The following is an 18,341-nucleotide window of genomic DNA, read 5'->3' on the forward strand; positions in this document are numbered from 1 at the left end:
CGGACGCAACATACGGCCAAAGGTTGTAACTTTGAGTCCTATTAAAAATTGATATGGAGTTAAGCAAATTATACGAAAAAGCGCTTGGACTAGAAGACTTAACAGTAGAAGAAGGCGTTTTTCTTTATCACCACGCCCCTCTGGCAGAGCTGATGCAGGTGGCTGATTCAATTAGAAAAATACAAGTACCACACGGGAAAGTGACCTGGCAGATTGACCGCAATGTAAATACGACCAATGTCTGTATTGCCAATTGTAAATTCTGTAACTTTTTTAGAGTACCCGGGCATAAGGACGCATATATTACCGATATGGCTACCTATCGCAAAAAGATTACGGAGACTTTAAGGCTGGGCGGAGATCAGTTATTATTGCAGGGTGGACACCATCCGGAGCTGGGTTTGCAGTTCTATGTGGATACATTTAAGGCGATTAAAATTGAATTTCCCCAGATCAAACTTCACACATTAGGCCCCCGGAAGTCGCCCATATCTGTAAATTGGAAGGCATGAGCCATCATGACGTGTTGGTAGCACTTAAAGCAGCTGGTATGGATTCTTTGCCGGGCGCCGGCGCAGAAATTCTGATTGATCGGGTGCGCAGGCTCATCAGCAAGGGCAAATGTGGTTCTGAAGAGTGGCTGGAGATTATGCGCCAAGCCCATCAGTTACATATAACGACCAGTGCCACTATGATGTTTGGACATGTGGAAACCATTGAAGAAAGATTTATCCATCTGGTCAAAATAAGAGAAGTACAGGCAGAGAAACCCAAAGATGCCCATGGCTTTCTGGCATTTATACCCTGGACCTTCCAGGATGTAGATACACTACTTACCAGAATACGCGGTGTACATAATCTGACCACTGCGGATGAATATATTCGGATGATCGCGCTTTCCAGGATTATGTTACCCAATATCAAAAATATCCAGGCCAGTTGGCTGACAGTAGGTAAAGCTACCGCACAGGTTTGCCTGCATGGCGGCGCCAATGATTTTGGTAGTATTATGATTGAGGAAAATGTGGTGAGTGCGGCCGGAGCACCGCACCGGTTTACCTATAAGACCATTCAGGAAGCGATTCGGGAGGCAGGCTTTGAACCGCAGCTGCGCAATCAGCAATATGAGTGGCGGTCCATTCCAGAAACGATTGAAGAGCAATTAATTACTTACTAATAATCAACTACTTAATTTTTAGTAAGTTGTAGGATTTAGTAAATAAAAATTGGGGAGCGAATAAAGCCTAATAGCTTTTATTCGCTCCCCAATTTTGTTGTATACCACCAAGGGAAAAAATATACGGTTACCCTATTTAAGTATATAAGCTTTCCTTACTTAAATTTGAAGACTATCCAGTTTAAAGCCTAAAGTCCGGCAATTTTAAAGTTACCTACACCTATTTTTGCACCATTGTCCAGTCTGGTACTGGTACTGATATAAAAATATTTTGTTTCTGGCGTGCTGGCAAACATATCCGTATCCAGAACCTTATGTTTATCCAGGTAGACCTGCATGTGCAGCCCTTTGACTGTAATGGCGACATGCATTTTGCCGATCGCATAGCCTTTGAGCGGAAATTTAATCGTATTATACTTTTTATTGTCGCTGCTGGAATTAATGATTTCTTTGTTCCAGTAATGAATCTCTGTCTGGCATATGGCCCCTTCATTATAAGCATCCCCAATATAGCTGCTAATGCCATTATCATGGGCGAAGCCAAAAGACAGGCTGTTCAGATCACGGGCCTTGTCACGACTCAGGGTGACAATATCAAATTCGATGGTAAAATTATCCGGTAGTGGTGTATCACTTTTGAGCTTATAAGAAGTAAACTCGTTTAAAAACAACCATTTACCAGGAAACTGTGTCGTGGTCTCAATGGAGCCACTACCATTTGATTTCCAATGCGAGGCCATGGCACCCGTCTGATCAGCAGAGAAATTATCAAAATAAATCGTGTCTTTGCCCTGGACAAAAAGGTAAGGACCACTGAGGCCAATATTTGCGGTCACTTTATTTTCAGCACTGGCATTATTGTCCTTTTGGCTTTTTGTTCCCAAATCGCCATCCAGGACCTTGTCTACTTTGTTTTCAATTTTATCGGATACTTTGTCTTTTAGTTTTTTGAACAGTTGTGCCTGGCTATTAGATGTAAAAAAACAGGTGGCAGCCAGGCATAACCCGGCACATAAGGGTAATTTTTTCATGGTTTTATAGTTTTCTAAACGATTAGGGATCGAAAATAACATTTTTTTTTAAAATGGCTCCCGTTTTTGGCTCCTTTTTGCCCCTATTATTATATTCATGTTATTTTCTTTCAATAGGTTGCATGTCGAGTAAGTACCCGGTATGTACTTCCACCTGCGCTTTTAAGGCGTCCGGATCGCCGGCAAATTTTGATAAAGCCAGTATAAAATTACCAGGCTCTACCACCTGTTGCCCCTTTAGGTTCCATAAGCTAAGCGCTGTTTTATCCAGCTTTATACGCTGTGTAACGGACTGACCCGGTTTTAGATAACAGCGGCTAAAACCCACAAGATGGCGTATGGGTGTAACGACGGAGCTGGTTTGATCTGTTATATAAAGTTGCTGTATATCTGTTGAAGCGAAGCGTTTACTGGTATTGGTAACTTTAAAGGAAACATCTAGCAATACATCCTGGTTGTTTTCTGTTTTACTGACTTTTAAATCGCTGTATTCAAAACTGCCATAACTCAGTCCGTAACCAAATGGATATAAAGGCTGGCCGGGGCCTTCCACGTAATGACCGCCTGATCCTTTGGGTTGGCTGTAATAAACAGGCAGTTGCCCTACCGAGCGCGGTATGGAAATGGGCAGTCTGCCACTGGGACTTACTTTGCCAAAAATAATCCGTGCAATGGCTTTACCACCTTCGGCGCCCGGATACCAGGCCTCCAGAATATCACCCGCCATATCAGCCTCTTTTTCAAAGGCTACTGGTCGTCCGTTAATAAGTACAAGGATAATAGGTTTGCCGGTTGCAGCGAGCTTTGCCAGCAGTTCAGATTGTCTGCCCAGAAGTTTTAAAGTACTTCTGTCATTGCCCTCCCCGTTTTCCATATCACTTATGGTGTTCTGCGTGGCAATGGCAGCACCCGTGGATTTATACTCGGTTTTAAAATCCCTTGCACTGGAGCCGCCCAGTACGACGACCACCACTTCCGAGGCCTTAGCCGCATCAATGGCGGCTGTAAAACCGGCACTTGAACTGTCCCGGATGGCGCAGCCCTTGGCGTATCTAAGGGTTGTATTTTTGCCCACTAATGCTTTGATACCTTCCAAAACTGTGGTAACGCTTGCGGGATCTTGTGGTGCGGTGTAATCACCCAGCTGATTATAGGTATTGTCACTATTGGGGCCGATAACGGCAATTGATTTAATGTCAGGGCTTAACGGCAGCAGCTTTTTTTTGAGTAACACGATGGACTGGGTAGCTACTTGTTGATTTAATTGTTGGTGGATTTTGTTGTGAACCAGACTTGCCCCGTTAACTGATCTGTAGGGATGCTCAAACAATCCCAGGGCAAATTTTAAATTAAGTATCCTTACAGTAGCACTATCCAGATCCCCCATTGAAATCAAACCCTTCTGAAGGGCACTGTCCAGGTATTTACCATAGCCATAGCCACCCAGATCACTGTCCACGCCGGCCTGCAAGGCGGCGGCCGCTGCCTGGGTGGGGCCTGCTGCTGTATGGCTGCTATTATATATACCGCTGATACTGCCCAGATCAGAAACAACAAATCCATTAAATCCCCACTGGTTTTTCAACAGATCTTTGAGTAAGGCTTCATTAGCAGTGCAGGGTACGCCATCAATGGAGTTATAGGCAGTCATTACCGATAAGGCGCCGGCCTTAGTAATCGCAGACTTAAAGGGAGGCAGATAATCATCAAAAAGCATTCGGTTGCTGGTGACAGCCGGGCCGCCGTTGTGACCACCTGAGGGGATGCCATAGGCAATAAAATGCTTTAGCGTGGAAATGACGTGCAGACTGTCCTTTGCCTGACTATATGCACCGCTCCCCTGCAAGCCACGGACAAAGGCCTCCCCCATTTTGCTTACCAGGTAGCTGTCCTCGCCATATGTCTCTTCTACTCTGGACCACCTTGGATCTCTGGCCAGGTCTAATATGGGACCGTAAGCAATATGGCTTCCCAGCACGCGGGTCTCCTTAGCAATCGCTGTGGCCATCTGCCGGATCAACTTAGGATCCCAGGTGCTGGCCTGGCCAATGGCCGTTGGAAAAACGGTGCTGCCGATGGCCATCAGGCCATGCGCGCATTCCTCTGCCAGCAGTAACGGTATACCGAGCCTGCTATGCGTGATGGCATAATGCTGGATTTTATTGGTCGCGGTAATAGCATCCTTGGGATTCAGGCCGTTTTCCAGGGTTTTCTGGGTCCAGGGATCTGCTCTGAGCGTCCCCCAGAGCATACCGATATGACCGGAATCGATGGCGGATTTAAGTTTATCGGATAGCTGTATAATGCCACTCCCTTCATGTTTCTGGTACATTTCCCAGCCAAATAAAGTAGCGAGTTGGCCAATTTTTTCAGCAGTGTTCATTCGGCTCAGTAAATCCACACTGCGCTTATAGGGAGATAAGGTGGCGTCTTTATACGCCTGGGCCTTTAACGCTGTGCTTGCCATTACCAATGTTATTATTAGTAAAGTTAAAAGGGCAACTGATCCAGATTTAGCCATGTTTAAATGCCTTGGTTTTCTGCAAGCAGCATTTAAATTAAATTTACAAGTAGACTGCATATATAATTGAAATAGTATTATTTAAATAAAGAAAAAAACTGTGAGCAGTTAACTATTCCGACCGTTATTATAATTTAGCCATATGCAAAAACCTGAATGTCGAAGTGGCTACTACACAAAGGGTAAAGTTAGGGAATTAATGTACAATTTTTGGATGTTAGGGGAAGTGGGTCCTTGACAAAAAATAATGGAGCGTTAGGGGCAAAAAATAAGCCCCTATGGAAATAGGGGCCGCAACCAAAACTAACTGCTTATGAGAAAATTTAAATATATTTTGAATCAGGAGTAGACATTTTATACCTTATATACTTACTTTATACGTCTTTATGATCCTGATCTCTTTGTTTTTTATTGTTATTTTTTTATTGCTATTTAGCTTATTTAAAAGAGCGCATTTTTTTGTGCGTTTCTGTTCACTATTTTTTCAAATACTGTGCCAAACATCGAAACAAAACGAAATCATTTGTAAAAATTACCTTTAATTTTTTATCTCGATTCTGACTTCGTCCCGCCCCGTTTTATTTGCTCAAGTGCATGCTTCTTTCCTTGTATAGCTTCCTGAAATAAGGATCCCGCAGATCTTTAATAAAGCGGATAGCCTCGCCGGTACTCTTCATTTCCGGTCCTAATTCCTTATTGACATGTGGAAACTTATTGAAACTAAACACGGGTTCTTTGATGGCAAAACCGTCCAGTTTTTTCTCGATCTTAAAGTCTTTTAGCATATTCGCACCCAACATGACTTTGGTGGCAATATTTAAAAACGGTACGCCGTAAGCCTTGGCGATAAATGGCGTGGTTCTACTGGCTCTTGGGTTGGCTTCAATGACATAGACGGTACCATCTTTGATTGCAAACTGGATATTGATCAGGCCGCGTATATCTAAAGCACGGGCGATCTTTTCCCCGTAATGTTCCATGGTGGTTACTTCCAGTGGCGTCAGGTTAAAGGCCGGCAGCACTGCATTACTATCGCCGGAATGGATACCAGCGGGTTCAATGTGCTCCATTACCCCCATAACGTGAAAATCTTCTCCATCGAAAATGCCGTCAATTTCTGCTTCCTGACAACGGTCTAAAAAGTGGTCAATCAGGATTTTATTGTCCGGGATATGCTTAAGTAGGCTGACCACTGCATTTTCCAGGTCTTCATCATTTAAGACAATGCGCATCCGTTGTCCGCCTAATACGTAACTGGGCCTTACGAGTACCGGGAAGCCTACTTTTTGTGCCACCTCAATAGCCTCCTCAGCATTGAATGCGGTACCATACTGTGGATAAGGAATTTCCAGCTCTTTGAGCAGGTCGCTGAACCGGCCACGGTCTTCGGCGATGTCCATGTTATCAAAGGAAGTCCCGAAAATACGGATCCCTTTTTCGTGGAGTTTTTTGGCGAGTTTAAGCGCTGTCTGTCCACCCAGTTGGACAATGACACCTTCTGGTTTTTCTAACTCAATAATTTCCCAGAGATGCTCCCAGAATACAGGTTCAAAATACAGCTTGTCCGCGATATCAAAGTCAGTAGAAACGGTTTCTGGATTGCAGTTCACCATAATGGCTTCATAACCACATTCTTTGATAGCGAGCAGACCATGTACACAACAATAGTCAAATTCTATTCCTTGTCCGATTCTATTGGGACCGCTGCCCAATACGATGATTTTCTTTTTAGCGGAGGGAATGGATTCGTTGGATGAGATTGTATGATTCATATTTTTTAGGAATTGCGCAAAGGTAGGAAATCATAACCAAAGTGGGAAAGCTAAGGCCTAAAAATTTAGCCAAGTTGTTTACAAATCTTGCCGGCAATCGCTGGCCCTTCATAAATAAAGCCTGTCCAGACTTGCACCAGCCGTGCACCGGCTTTGAGTCTGCTTTGCGCATCGCTGGGGGTAAAAATGCCGCCTGACGCGATTACAGGCGTGGACGCAGGTAAACCTTGAATCAAAATTCCATCACCTCTGTGGCGCGGGCCTTGACCGGGCGGCCGCTTAGGCCGCCGGCGCCCATTGACGTTACGGTGGCTTCCGGGGTCTTAAGCCCTGCTCTACTAATCGTTGTATTGGTGGCCACAATGCCACTCAAATTAATTTCTGTTGCGAGCTGCAGGATGTCAGCTAACTGGTGTTCATTTAGATCCGGCGCTATTTTTAGTAGTACCGGTTTGGGTGTGTTTTTGCCCTGGTTAACTGTTTGAATTTCTGTAAAGATTCTACGAAGGCTGTCTTTTTCCTGGAGCGCTCTGAGCCCAGGGGTATTGGGAGAGCTCACATTGACGGTAAAATAATCAACTGCTTCAAAAAGTGTTTTAAAACAACTCAGGTAGTCTTTCCAGGCATCCTCATTTTCGGTGATCTTGTTTTTACCGATATTGCCACCGATGATAAAGCCATTTTTAAGGTCGTGTTTTTCCCGCCAGTTTTCCAGCCTTTCGCGAACGGCCGGCGCACCGTCATTATTAAAACCCATGCGGTTAATCAGTGCCTGATCGGCAGGGAGTCTGAAAAGTCTGGGCTGCGGATTACCCGGTTGTCCTTTTGGGGTCACGGTCCCGATTTCAACACTGCCAAATCCTAAGGCTTCCAATTCTCTTAGATATAGGGCGTTCTTGTCAAAGCCGGCACCCAGTCCAATTGGATTTCTAAAGTCGATACCAAATACGCTGGTTTTCAGTTTTGGGTCCTGATGGGCACAAAGGGCACTGACTAGTGCCCTGCCACCTGGCAGCCCGCAGATATTTTTCAAGCGGTTCATGGCAAAATAATGGGCTTTTTCTGGCGCCATTTTGAAAAATGCCTTACGTAAAATCGGGTAAATCATGGCGCAAATATAAATCAGACCAGGGGTTATTTGTATTTTTTGTACCCTGATAGCGGCTTAAATCTAAAAAATTGTTCCACTTAGATAATAATCAAACCATTACTAGCGTTTATCATAAAACTATGGATGCCCACAGCTTAGAAGCATACCATAAATATATTAAGTTATAAGAAATCTAAATATGAGATTCAACTGGAAAAAATCAGCCATACTGGCTAGTGCTTTATTGGGAACGGGTCTTATGGCCGAGGCGCAGACCAACACCCCTATTAACATTGTTACGACTGCTACGCCGTTTTTAAGAATTTCTCCCGATGCCCGCGCAGGTGCAATGGGAGAAGCGGGCATTGCCTTGTCTCCAGATGCCAATGCGACTTTCTGGAATAACGCCAAAGTTCCTTTTGCTACTTCCAATGGCCAGATTGGCGTTACTTATACGCCTTGGCTGAAAGATGTGGCCAGTGACGTATATTTAGTCACTTTAGGTGGCTTTTATAAGATTGATGATCAGCAGGCTATTAGTGGAGGCGTGCGCTATTTTAACCTGGGTAGCATCCAGTTTGCTGATGAAACCGGGCAATTACAGGGTAGCTCAAATCCAAAAGAATTCTCCGTAGAGTTTGGTTACTCCCGTAAACTGAGCGAACAGTTCGGTATTGGTCTGACAGCACGATATATCAATTCCAGCCTGGGTAATGGAACGGAAGATAATGATATGAAATCCGGTAGTGCATTTGCGGTGGATCTATCTGGTTATTATAACGGTCTGGATGAAGCAGGTCAAGGTTTGACCGCTGGTCTAACCTTATCTAATCTGGGAACCAAGATCAGTTATACCAATGATCCGGATGCCAAACAGTTTATTCCAGCCAATCTGGGATTGGGCGGTGCTTATCATGCAGTACTGGATGAGGATAATAAACTGACCTTTGCCCTGGATGTAAACCATATGCTGGTGCCTAAAACCCCGGATCTTATCGGAACAGAAGATGTGGATCAACAGCAATTGGCGGATTATTATAATACCGGTGTTTTTGAAAGCTGGGGTAAATCATTTTCCAACAGCGCTTACTCCGGATCACTAGGTGCTGAATATGGCTATAATGATCAGTTCTTCTTAAGAGCAGGTTATTACCTGGAATCAGCCGGTGCCGGTGACCGTCATTATTTTACGGCCGGTGCAGGGATTAAATACAATGTCATTAATTTTAATTTTGCATATTTAGCACCTTCTGGCAGCAGTGTAAACCGCAATCCGCTGTCCAATACGCTTCGTTTCTCCCTGGTTTTCGATCTGGGGCAGACGAAGAATTATTAAATTTATTTGGGTAGGATAACTGCCATGTGTCGCCGTGGATATTGTGGGGACAAAAGGCGGGAATTTGAAAAGCGAAGGTTACCTTCGCTTTTTTTATGCACAGTCCCTAACTAAAGTGCTAAAAGTTGTTATTTTTAGCGCAATTTGTAAAGGACTATATAGTACTATATAATAAGGTAATCAGAGAAAATACAAAATATGGGGATTAGAATCGGACAGGGCATTGATTTTCATCAGTTAGTGACGGGCAGGGATCTTTGGATTGGTGGAATTAAAATTGAACATGAAAAAGGCGGATTGGGTCACAGTGATGCAGATGTGCTTTTACATGCCATCTGTGACGCCATTTTAGGCGCCCTTGCCCTGGGTGATATCGGCACGCATTTTCCAGATACCAGTGCTGAATTTAAGGATATTGATTCTAAGATTCTGCTCATGCGTAGTTATCAGTTAATCAAGACCAAAGGCTACCGGGTCGTTAATATTGACGCTACCCTGCTTTTAGAAAAGCCTAAAATCAAGCCTTATGTAAATGCCATGAGGGAAGTCATCGCAAATATTTTGGAATTACCCGTAGATGGAGTATCTATCAAAGCAACTACCATGGAAACCATGGGCTTTGTGGGTAGAGAAGAGGGATTATCCGCCCATGCGGTGGCGCTGCTTGAAACAGTATAGTAGGTATTATGCCCATTAGGGGATTACGGTATAGTTCTGTGGAAAAAACAAATGCATTATAGCGGGGCATTTAACTTGGTGCATTTTACCCGGTATTGTTTTTGAATCAAGTATTTTCGCAGGGCGAATTAGGATCGATCGGGAAACGGGCACCTGAATATAGGAAGGGATATGTGAAAAGATATGTGGAGGAAGGCCCTATTTTTAATATAATAATATTTAATAAATAATTTATATGAGTAGTCCAAAAGAAAAGATGACCATACCTATTGTTAATCAGTCAGCCTTTGCATTGCCGGCCTATGCTACGGAAGGATCTTCAGGCATGGATCTCAGGGCAAACATAACTGAGCCGGTTACGCTGGCTTCACTTGAAAGGCAGCTGGTGCCCACCGGTATCTTTATTGAGTTGCCGCTTGGTTATGAGGCGCAGATTCGGCCCAGAAGCGGCCTTGCGGTAAAACAAGGGCTGACTTGTCTAAATACACCTGGAACCATTGATGCGGATTACAGAGGTGAAATTAAAGTAATCCTGGTCAATCTTTCTGGTGAAGCCCAGACCATACAACCAGGTGACCGAATTGCGCAAATGGTCATTCAACAGGTGGAGCAGATACAGTGGCTAGAGACCGACGGGCTTTCTGAAACCCTGCGCGGGCCGGTGGATTTGGGCATACCGGTAAAAATTAATAAAAACTGGTGGCTGTACTTAATACTTGTCTTATTAAAAGCAAGGACAGCTGCCGCCCAACAATAACCTATATATAATACATGATAAAACGTATTTTTTCCGGCACCTTTTACAGCGCAGCCGTATTTTGTGCGGTTTTAATGCTGTCTTGCTCCACTTCCAAAAAGGCGCAGCATATTCAAAAAAAGCTGCAGCAAAATGACTCTTCCCGGGTCGTTAAAGTGACGCCTGGCATGCAAAGCGATGAACTGGACAGCCTGCACCGGGTGCTGGGTGGGCTGGATAGCCAGCAGATTAAGCATTTTACCACGCTTAAAGCTAAATTAAAACTGGATTATAGCACCCAGGACAATAGTGCCAGCGCTTCTGCCAGTATCCGGCTGAAAAAAGACAGTGTGATCTGGGTATCGCTTACCGGACCTTTTGCGATTGAAGGTTACCGCATCATGATCCGGCCTGATTCTTTGGTATTGATGGATAAACTAAAACATACCGTGACCCGAAGGCCGATCAGTTATCTGGAGCAGATTGCCAAAATGCCGATCAGTTTTCAGGATATGCAAAATATCATTTTGGGCAATCCTTTATTTACTAAGGGTGTGGTACGCTCCTACCGCCATAACCGCAACAGGTGGTATGTGGCGCTTCAGGGAGAAGTCTTTAAGAATTTTTTAGGGGTGGTCAGCAGTCCCCATAAATTGCTTTTGAAAAGCAATAAAATTGAACAAGACGCAGCAGGTATAAAACGCAGTTGCACTTTGACTTATGGCAATTATGAAACGGTAGATTCCATTTTGATGGCTATGGATCGCAAAATCAAACTACAGGACAAAAAAACCACGGATATCAAATTGCAGTTTAAGGAGGTTTTACTTAACCAGCCCTTAAGTTTTCCTTTCAGTATTCCTAAAAATTATAAGGAGTTATAGGAATATCCCTTGAGTTGATTAACTTTAAGTTTTAGTATATCAATCAAATAAGTAGCAGAAAAAATAAGCATTATGTTGAAAAAATTGTTTGTATGCATCATACTTTGTAGCACCTCCTGGGTGTATAGTTATGGGCAACAAACAAGGAACGAAATCCAGCAGGAACAAAAAAGTCTGCAAAAGGAACTGGATAATCTAAATGAAACGCTTTCTCAGGTGCGTCAGACAAGAAAGTTGTCCCTCAGGGAGCTCAATTTACTGGAAAAGAAAATCAAAGCACGTCACGCGTTAATTGAGTCCATCAATGAAGAGATGGAGGATTTGAACCGCAAGATTACCAAATATAACGGAGAGGTGGATGCCAATAAAAAAGCGCTCGATACCCTGACGACTAAATACGCCCAGAGTCTGGTGTTTGCCTATAAAAACCGGGGTAAATATAATTATATTAATTTTCTGTTCTCGGCAAATTCTTTTAATGAAGCGATTAGAAGGGTGGCTTACTTAAAAAGTTACCGGGCTTACCGGGAGACCCAGGCAGACAATATTAAAAAGGCCCAGGCGGTGCTCAGAGCAAATATTGCCAAACTTGAAAGTACTAAATCAGATAAAAGGATCGCTGCAGGACAGCAAAATAATCAACTGGCCGCCTTACAGTCTGACCGCAATGAAAAGGACAGTGCTATTTTGGATCTGAAATCCAGAGAAGGCGAAATCGGCAAAGAGATTGCCGCCAATGCTGTTAAAAGAAGAAAGTTACAGGAAGTACTGCGACAAGTCATCCGCCGGGAAATTCAGGAAGCTGAAAGAAAGGAAAGAGAAAGACAGGCCAGGATCGCCAAGGCTAAGGAAGAGGAAGCCCGGCGTGAGCGGATTGCTGAACAACAAAAAATAGTCAAAGCAAGACAGGAAGCGCTGGCAAGACAAAAGGCGGCTGCCGCCGCCCAGGCTGCCCGGCAAAACAATCCGCCGGCTGGATCTCAGAAGACCGATCAAAAAACCGCACAGGCAGATGCGCCAGCAAATCAGGGCCAGGTGGCGGATAATAATGCAAGTAGTAATGCAGATAAATCAGGTAGTGATAACGCTGGGCCAACTAAACTTAGAGAAGAACAGAAATCTGATGTGGATGCGCAACGCATTGGCAGGTCTTATAATGTATTAGAGTCTACTGAAAAGACCCTTACGCAATCCCTGGATTTTGAAAAGAACAGAGGGCATCTCCCCTGGCCGGTAACTGGCGGCTTTATTTCTGGTGCCTATGGGGTGCAGTCAATACCTGGAACCACCCTGAAAGAGGTCAATGATGGCATTGAGATTACGGCTACCGGTGGTAATATTACAGTAAAATCAGTGGCTTCTGGTACCGTATCGGTTGTTATCAGTGATGAGACCTATGCGGTCATTGTGCGTCATGGTAAATATTTTACAACCTATAGTAATTTAAAAGATGTGGCCGTTCAAAAAGGTGACGAGGTTAAAGCCGGTACAATCTTAGGTCATATGGCAACTGGCATGTCAGGGGTACCTACAGTTTTCTTTATGGTCACTGACTCTCAGGGTAACCCACTCAATCCAATGACCTGGATTATGAACCGGTAGCACTGTTATTCAGCTACGTAAAAATAAAGCAGAAATAGCCTTAAATTTGCAGGGCGCAAAGCCAATCAAAAATCTACGGATAGCTGACACATAAGGTTATTCGCTAATAAAACAAGTAAGTATAAAATTTTAAACAATATCGATATGAACAGAGGTCCGATTTCTACATTTATCGAACACCATTACAGACATTTCAATGCAGCAGCGCTGATGGATGCTGCCAAAGGATATGAAAAACACCTGTTGGAAGGTGGTAAAATGCTGGTTTCTCTGGCAGGTGCCATGAGTACGGCAGAGCTGGGTATTTCCCTGGCAGAGATGATCCGCCAGGATAAAATTGCTATTATCAGTTGTACAGGGGCCAACCTGGAAGAAGATGTAATGAACCTGGTCGCACACTCCCATTATAAAAGAGTCCCTGAATACCGGGATCTGACTCCTGAACAGGAAAGGGATTTATTGGATAATCATTACAATAGAGTAACCGATACCTGTATTCCGGAAGAAGAAGCTTTCCGGCGCCTGCAGGCCCATCTATTGGATGTCTGGAAAGCAGCCGAGGCCAAAGGGGAACGCTATTTTCCACATGAATTTTTATATCAGGTGGTACTCAGCGGCGTATTGGAACCTTATTATGAGATTGATCCGAAAAATAGCTGGATTTTGGCCGCAGCTGAAAAAAATATCCCCATTATTGTTCCGGGATGGGAGGACAGCACGACGGGTAATATCTTTACCAGTTATGTCATCAAAAAACAGTTGAATGTCCATACCGTTAAAACCGGTATTGAATACATGATCTATCTGACCGAGTGGTATCGGGCCAACAGTGGTGGTAAAGGTGTAGGCTTTTTCCAGATTGGCGGTGGTATCGCAGGGGATTTTCCGATCTGCGTAGTACCGATGATGTACCAGGACCTGGAATGGGAAGATGTGCCTTTCTGGAGCTATTTCTGTCAGATCTCTGACAGTACGACTTCCTATGGGTCTTATTCCGGGGCGGTTCCTAATGAGAAAATTACCTGGGGTAAACTTGATGTAAATACCCCTAAATATATAGTAGAAAGTGATGCGACCATAGTTGCACCCCTGATCTTTGCCTGGATTTTAGGCCAGTAATTGAAAATTGTATTTTTTCTACGGAAAATAGCCACCGGTTTATCTTAAAAAACCAGTGGCTATTTTGATTTTAGAGAAATTATCAGGTTTACAATATCAAATAGTAGAATAAAGGCTTATCTTTAGTTGCAACAAATACAGATATTATGTACGTAACGGTTCAATTTATAATCCTGGAAATACTACTCGGACTGATCTTTTTGGTGATCCTTTATTTTATGGTGCGGGAGCTCTTAAAAAAAATCATCAGGCGCGAGCTCCGGGAAATAAAAGAACCCTTACAGGTACTGGCAAACTATCTGGTAGAGGCGTCCAGACAAGCAGAAGATGATGACAACCCAGAAGACCCAAATAATCCTGAAGGACCTGATAATTTGGGAAATGGCCCTGGAGCCAAAGGGCCTTTGCCGGCTTCCAGTCCAGAAAAATTACCCGAAGAGCCGGTAGATATTGCCGATGAATTTGTGCAGCTTAAAAATACCAATCGCATCAGCGCCTATAATATCCGGGTGCAGAAGATCTGGGACCTGTATAAACAAAACAAGATTACGCTACATCAATATAAAGCAGAATTGCTGCGGTTGAAAAAGGAGTTTGATATTGCGGCGGCTGAAGATGATGATGACCTTGGAGAAAAAAAACCGGTGAAATCAACCGGCGCCGTCAAAGTAGAACCTTTAACGCCTACCCCATCTGCTTCGCCTCAGAAAAAGGTTAAAAATATTGATACTGAACAATCTGCCCCTACCAGACCTGATAAAGACAGTTCCGGTAAGAATGGTAATAATAAAGCGTCAGATCCAAAGGAAAATAATAATAAAAATGGGGATCTCGATATAGGCAAAGATAAAGGCAATAAGGCGGCCAGTCTATAGCCCGTCAAGAATAAGGAAGTCCCCCACCCTATAAACACATTTGTTTTTATGTCTGGATGCCCGCTATTTTATCTTTGCAGGTAGGTTGCTCCCCAAATTGCGCCCGCATTAAATTCTTTATTTAGTAAAGTCAGTTCGTCCTGGGTGAATTGAATATCCATCGCCTGTAAGGTCTCCCTAATTCTTTGGGGGTATTCATACTGATAAGGGGCATGATGTTTTTGCTTTGGGCATTGACCCATCCAATAGCAAGCTGTGCCACCGTACAGTTTTTACCTGCTGCCATATCAGCGAGTAAAGCCACTTTTTCCAGGTTATGTTTAAGATTTTCTCCCTGAAAACAGCTGAATCGGTTTCTGTGGTCATTTGCCTCCAAAGGTGCTTTCAGCTGACCGGTTAACAAGCCTTCAGCGGTAATGGCAAAGGCCACAACGGAAATACCCAATTTTTCTGCTAGTGGTAACAGTTCTTTTTCCAGTTGCCGGTTGGCCAGTGAATAGCCGTATTCAAGCGCTGCCACCGGTTGAATGGCATGTGCCTGTTTTAATTGCTGGGGGGTGATTTCTGAGAGGCCCAGGTGGCGGACTTTGCCAGCATGTATCAAATCCTGGATGGTACCCACAATATCTTCCAAAAGATGCTGATCATCAATGCGGCAGGGTTGGTAAAGATCAATATAATCCACACCCAATCTGACCAGGGAGTAATTGATGAAATTACTAATAGATGTTGGTCTAAGATCAAAGCCTAGTAAAGCACCATCAAATACAGCACCGAACTTAACACTGATAAAGGCCTGATCTCTGCGGTCTTTAATGGCCTTGCCCACGAGTAACTCATTGTGGCCCGCGCCGTAAAAATCGCCTGTATTTAGAAACTGAACGCCGTGATCCAGTGCGTAATGGATGGCAGCGATACTTTCTTTTTCTGATTTGCCGGGGTTGTTCCATACCGGAGACATCCGCATACAGCCTAAGCCTAATTTTCCAATAAGCGGACCTGCGCTTCCTATTTTAATTTTTTCCATGGTAATGTTTGTTAAAGGTTGAGATTAGCATTGAGATTAGCATTGAGATAAAGATTGTGAATGAGAAGGTTTTATAATTGTTTTGCCATTTGCCCAGCAAAGATCCTGCAATCAGACCAGTAACGCTTTGTTTAAAAGCTCAATCTTGCTTTGTCTATTGGCTCACGAAGCGTCTATGTTAAAAGGGGGATTTCTCTTTTTGAACTGTATTTTAGGATAGTTACTGCTGATGGCAGGTTATGGGGTTTGATCTGTAAAAAGGTATTATCTTTGCACCCATTCATTATAAGATGGATGTTGCTAAAGTGTTATGAATTAGCCATCTGGAATATAATGATGCAATTAGGAAGAATTATTGAACTTCCATATATTTACGATTCATTTAGATAAAACGATAAATTAATGAGTGAAAAAGTACATTGTCTGATTATTGGTTCCGGTCCGGCAGGGTATACGGCTGCTATATATGCAGCACGTGCTGGTATGAAGCCTGTTTTGTATCAGGGTATTCAGCCGGGTGGCCAGTTAACCATTACCACAGAGGTGGAAAATTATCCAGGCTACCCGGATGGCATCCAGGGTCCTGAAATGATGGTTGATTTTGAAAATCAGGCAAAAAAGATGGGTACAGATATCCGCTATGGTCTGGCCACTAAGGTGGACTTTACTGGTCCGGTACATAAAGTTCAGGTGGACGAGAAAGACTGGATTGAAGCAGATACAGTGATTATTTCAACGGGCGCTTCTGCCAAATGGCTGAATCTGGAAAGCGAACAGCGTTTAAATGGTTATGGCGTCAGTGCCTGCGCTGTTTGTGACGGGTTTTTCTTCAGAGGTAAAGAGGTGGCTATTGTGGGCGCAGGCGATACCGCCTGTGAGGAAGCGGTGTATTTGTCAAAACTGGCCTCCTCCGTACATATGATTGTCAGAAAACCCGAGGACGGAATGCGCGCCAGTAAAGTGATGCAGGACCGGGTAAAAAATACAGCCAATATAAAAATATACTGGAACAGCGAAACGGAGGAAGTCTTAGGGGACAAAAAAGTAGAAGCAGTCCGGATAAAAAATAGCCAGACTGGAGACACGCAGGAAATTCCGGTAAGTGCCTTTTTTGTGGCCATTGGGCATCAGCCTAATAGCGCTATTTTTAAAGATTTTGTAGACATGGATGATGCGGGTTATATCAAAACCATTCCCGGCAGTTCAAAAACCAATGTGGAAGGCGTATTTGCCGCAGGGGATGTGCAGGATAAAATCTATCGTCAGGCTGTTACTGCGGCAGGGAGCGGTTGTATGGCTGCCCTGGATGCAGAGCGTTACCTGACTGAAAAAGGTCTGGCCTAAGGGGTATGTAACTGGTCATAACTGATTATCAGAAAATAAAAAGCCATGCTCAAAATTGAATTACTGGATCTTTGGTTTAGGGCGCGTCACGGATTATATGAAGAGGAAAAACAGCTGGGAGGTGATTTTAAGCTCGATGTAGAGCTGTATTATCTGCCGGCTTCTACTCCCTATCATATCCATGAGACCATCGACTATTCTGAAGTCTACGCCCTGATCCGCCGGCATATGCAAAAGCCGGAACCCTTGTTGGAAACCCTGGTCATTAATATCGGCAATGATATACTTAGGCGATTCAAACTAGCGGAAGAGGTCCGGGTATCTATTAAGAAGATTAACCCGCCCATTATCAGTTTTACGGGTTCCATGAGTGTTTCCTACCAGCAGACCAGAGCCGCTCTATTGGAGGGGGAAGGCAATCTGAGCTAAGCTAATCGCAAGCGCTTTTTTTAAATAAATTAATTGTATCACCGAAATGTCTTAGATGTATTTTCTATGGTATTTCGGTGATTTTATTTATTTTTAAATGCAAATTGAAGTGGCTTTACGGCTAAGAATTGAACTGATTTATGATTTGTTGTTTCCAGTTTTCGATTTGAAGACCATTCGCCCGATCAGCCTGATCAAAGAAGAAATGTTTATTTAGCGTAAGACCCGCATAGGTATAAATTCCAGTGTCTGAGGTAAGAGAAAGTGCATTGAGCATTCCCATATCAATATAGTAACTGGCTGATTTTCCATGGGTATTAATAACAACGACCTGCTTACCTTTAAGTAGCCCCTGCTGGACACCATCCACATATTGATAAGCGAAGCCATAACTAAAGACTCGATCGATGTATCCTTTAAGGATGGCAGGCAGCCCTGTCCACCAGATGGGATGAATAAACGTAATGTGGTCCGCCCACTTTATATAATCCTGTTCCCTGCTTACTTCCTGCACTACCTGTCCTTGCCTTTGTCTTTTGATATCTTCAAAACTAAGCACTGGATTGAAATTAATTTGATAGAGATCGCGCACCTGCACTTTATGGTTCAAATGCTGTAAGTGCTCAACTAATGCATTTTTCAGTTGTGCATTTAGACTATGGGTATTGGGGTGAGCGAAAACAATTAAATGTTTCATGGTTAAATATGGATTTATTGAAC

General features: G+C 43.6%; 18 protein-coding genes. 11 read left to right on the plus strand and 7 right to left on the minus strand.

The genetic code is table 11. The features are described 5' to 3' along the window. Nucleotides 1-53: 53 nt before the first annotated feature. Both FSB73_RS25505 and FSB73_RS25510 read left to right on the plus strand, forming a co-directional pair. Nucleotides 54-512 carry a radical SAM protein gene (locus FSB73_RS25505; protein WP_225974149.1) on the plus strand — a complete coding sequence of 153 codons (459 nt, stop codon included), beginning with the start codon at nt 54-56 and terminating at the stop codon, nt 510-512. Then, complete coding sequence (locus FSB73_RS25510) at nt 509-1,177, plus strand: hypothetical protein (RefSeq protein ID WP_225974150.1); 669 nt, start codon at nt 509-511, stop codon at nt 1,175-1,177. Before FSB73_RS25505 ends, FSB73_RS25510 begins: the two co-directional genes overlap by 4 nt. A gap of 188 nt (nt 1,178-1,365) precedes the next feature. Here the strand turns inward: FSB73_RS25510 and FSB73_RS18285 are convergent, their stop codons facing one another. From FSB73_RS18285 to FSB73_RS18300, 5 genes are all read right to left on the minus strand, one after another. Next, a complete protein-coding gene (locus FSB73_RS18285; RefSeq protein ID WP_146785477.1) occupies nt 1,366-2,208 on the minus strand; it encodes a hypothetical protein in 843 nt (280 codons plus the stop codon). Between the two features lie 100 nt (nt 2,209-2,308). Next, on the minus strand, nt 2,309-4,675 hold the full coding sequence (locus tag FSB73_RS18290; protein ID WP_158639602.1) for a glycoside hydrolase family 3 N-terminal domain-containing protein: 2,367 nt from the start codon (nt 4,673-4,675) through the stop codon (nt 2,309-2,311). 632 nt (nt 4,676-5,307) lie between these two features. Further along, nucleotides 5,308-6,501: a carbamoyl phosphate synthase preATP-grasp domain-containing protein gene (locus FSB73_RS18295; protein ID WP_146785483.1), complete on the minus strand. Its 1,194-nt coding sequence runs from the start codon at nt 6,499-6,501 to the stop codon at nt 5,308-5,310. 65 nt (nt 6,502-6,566) lie between these two features. Beyond that, complete coding sequence (locus FSB73_RS26960; RefSeq protein ID WP_262712383.1) at nt 6,567-6,737, minus strand: hypothetical protein; 171 nt, start codon at nt 6,735-6,737, stop codon at nt 6,567-6,569. Further along, nucleotides 6,734-7,609, minus strand: a complete 876-nt coding sequence (locus tag FSB73_RS18300) for a quinone-dependent dihydroorotate dehydrogenase (RefSeq protein ID WP_262712384.1) — start codon at nt 7,607-7,609, stop codon at nt 6,734-6,736. The genes FSB73_RS26960 and FSB73_RS18300 overlap by 4 nt, the downstream gene beginning before the upstream one ends. 181 nt (nt 7,610-7,790) lie before the next feature. Here FSB73_RS18300 and porV point away from each other — a divergent pair, with 181 nt between their 5' ends. The 7 genes from porV to FSB73_RS18335 all read left to right on the plus strand — a co-directional run bounded on the left by porV (nt 7,791) and on the right by FSB73_RS18335 (nt 14,821). Further along, nucleotides 7,791-8,927, plus strand: a complete 1,137-nt coding sequence (gene porV, locus FSB73_RS18305; RefSeq protein WP_146785487.1) for a type IX secretion system outer membrane channel protein PorV — start codon at nt 7,791-7,793, stop codon at nt 8,925-8,927. A gap of 198 nt (nt 8,928-9,125) precedes the next feature. Then, nucleotides 9,126-9,605, plus strand: coding sequence for a 2-C-methyl-D-erythritol 2,4-cyclodiphosphate synthase (ispF, locus tag FSB73_RS18310; RefSeq protein WP_146785490.1), 480 nt, complete (start codon nt 9,126-9,128; stop codon nt 9,603-9,605). 235 nt (nt 9,606-9,840) lie between these two features. After that, nucleotides 9,841-10,362 (plus strand): dUTP diphosphatase, encoded by a 522-nt coding sequence (gene dut, locus FSB73_RS18315; protein ID WP_225974151.1) that lies wholly within the window; start codon nt 9,841-9,843, stop codon nt 10,360-10,362. 14 nt (nt 10,363-10,376) lie between these two features. Beyond that, nucleotides 10,377-11,225 carry a DUF4292 domain-containing protein gene (locus tag FSB73_RS18320; RefSeq protein WP_146785493.1) on the plus strand — a complete coding sequence of 283 codons (849 nt, stop codon included), beginning with the start codon at nt 10,377-10,379 and terminating at the stop codon, nt 11,223-11,225. Between the two features lie 72 nt (nt 11,226-11,297). Then, nucleotides 11,298-12,827: a murein hydrolase activator EnvC family protein gene (locus FSB73_RS18325; protein ID WP_146785496.1), complete on the plus strand. Its 1,530-nt coding sequence runs from the start codon at nt 11,298-11,300 to the stop codon at nt 12,825-12,827. A gap of 144 nt (nt 12,828-12,971) precedes the next feature. Beyond that, the gene (locus tag FSB73_RS18330) at nt 12,972-13,946 is read left to right on the plus strand and encodes a deoxyhypusine synthase family protein (RefSeq protein WP_146785499.1); all 975 of its coding nucleotides are present in this window, start codon (nt 12,972-12,974) and stop codon (nt 13,944-13,946) included. Between the two features lie 146 nt (nt 13,947-14,092). Further along, entirely contained in the window at nt 14,093-14,821 is a 729-nt protein-coding gene (locus FSB73_RS18335; RefSeq protein WP_146785501.1) for a hypothetical protein, read from the plus strand. A 130-nt stretch (nt 14,822-14,951) separates the two neighbouring features. Here the strand turns inward: FSB73_RS18335 and FSB73_RS18340 are convergent, their stop codons facing one another. Beyond that, nucleotides 14,952-15,848, minus strand: a complete 897-nt coding sequence (locus FSB73_RS18340) for an aldo/keto reductase (RefSeq protein WP_225974152.1) — start codon at nt 15,846-15,848, stop codon at nt 14,952-14,954. Between the two features lie 402 nt (nt 15,849-16,250). Between FSB73_RS18340 and trxB the strand changes: the two genes are divergently transcribed. Beyond that, nucleotides 16,251-17,192, plus strand: coding sequence for a thioredoxin-disulfide reductase (gene trxB / locus FSB73_RS18345; protein ID WP_146785504.1), 942 nt, complete (start codon nt 16,251-16,253; stop codon nt 17,190-17,192). 45 nt (nt 17,193-17,237) lie between these two features. Next, complete coding sequence (locus FSB73_RS18350) at nt 17,238-17,621, plus strand: dihydroneopterin aldolase (protein WP_146785507.1); 384 nt, start codon at nt 17,238-17,240, stop codon at nt 17,619-17,621. A gap of 121 nt (nt 17,622-17,742) precedes the next feature. On the opposite strand, the gene FSB73_RS18355 is transcribed toward FSB73_RS18350, so the two are convergent. Further along, on the minus strand, nt 17,743-18,318 hold the full coding sequence (locus tag FSB73_RS18355; protein ID WP_146785510.1) for an NAD(P)H-dependent oxidoreductase: 576 nt from the start codon (nt 18,316-18,318) through the stop codon (nt 17,743-17,745). Between the last annotated feature and the right edge of the window lie 23 nt (nt 18,319-18,341).

It is taken from the genome of Arachidicoccus ginsenosidivorans (assembly GCF_007971385.1).
GTDB lineage: Bacteria > Bacteroidota > Bacteroidia > Chitinophagales > Chitinophagaceae > Arachidicoccus > Arachidicoccus ginsenosidivorans.

Bases quoted from the DNA above. Each gene is read 5' to 3' on its own strand.
- FSB73_RS25505 (WP_225974149.1), top strand. From the start codon at position 54: ATGGAGTTAAGCAAATTATACGAAAAAGCGCTTGGACTAGAAGACTTA.
- FSB73_RS25510 (WP_225974150.1), top strand. From the start codon at position 509: ATGAGCCATCATGACGTGTTGGTAGCACTTAAAGCAGCTGGTATGGAT.
- FSB73_RS18285 (WP_146785477.1), bottom strand. From the start codon at position 2,208: ATGAAAAAATTACCCTTATGTGCCGGGTTATGCCTGGCTGCCACCTGT.
- FSB73_RS18290 (WP_158639602.1), bottom strand. From the start codon at position 4,675: ATGGCAAGCACAGCGTTAAAGGCCCAGGCGTATAAAGACGCCACCTTA.
- FSB73_RS18295 (WP_146785483.1), bottom strand. From the start codon at position 6,501: ATGAATCATACAATCTCATCCAACGAATCCATTCCCTCCGCTAAAAAG.
- FSB73_RS18300 (WP_262712384.1), bottom strand. From the start codon at position 7,609: ATGATTTACCCGATTTTACGTAAGGCATTTTTCAAAATGGCGCCAGAA.
- porV (WP_146785487.1), top strand. From the start codon at position 7,791: ATGAGATTCAACTGGAAAAAATCAGCCATACTGGCTAGTGCTTTATTG.
- ispF (WP_146785490.1), top strand. From the start codon at position 9,126: ATGGGGATTAGAATCGGACAGGGCATTGATTTTCATCAGTTAGTGACG.
- dut (WP_225974151.1), top strand. From the start codon at position 9,841: ATGAGTAGTCCAAAAGAAAAGATGACCATACCTATTGTTAATCAGTCA.
- FSB73_RS18320 (WP_146785493.1), top strand. From the start codon at position 10,377: ATGATAAAACGTATTTTTTCCGGCACCTTTTACAGCGCAGCCGTATTT.
- FSB73_RS18325 (WP_146785496.1), top strand. From the start codon at position 11,298: ATGTTGAAAAAATTGTTTGTATGCATCATACTTTGTAGCACCTCCTGG.
- FSB73_RS18330 (WP_146785499.1), top strand. From the start codon at position 12,972: ATGAACAGAGGTCCGATTTCTACATTTATCGAACACCATTACAGACAT.
- FSB73_RS18335 (WP_146785501.1), top strand. From the start codon at position 14,093: ATGTACGTAACGGTTCAATTTATAATCCTGGAAATACTACTCGGACTG.
- FSB73_RS18340 (WP_225974152.1), bottom strand. From the start codon at position 15,848: ATGGAAAAAATTAAAATAGGAAGCGCAGGTCCGCTTATTGGAAAATTA.
- trxB (WP_146785504.1), top strand. From the start codon at position 16,251: ATGAGTGAAAAAGTACATTGTCTGATTATTGGTTCCGGTCCGGCAGGG.
- FSB73_RS18350 (WP_146785507.1), top strand. From the start codon at position 17,238: ATGCTCAAAATTGAATTACTGGATCTTTGGTTTAGGGCGCGTCACGGA.
- FSB73_RS18355 (WP_146785510.1), bottom strand. From the start codon at position 18,318: ATGAAACATTTAATTGTTTTCGCTCACCCCAATACCCATAGTCTAAAT.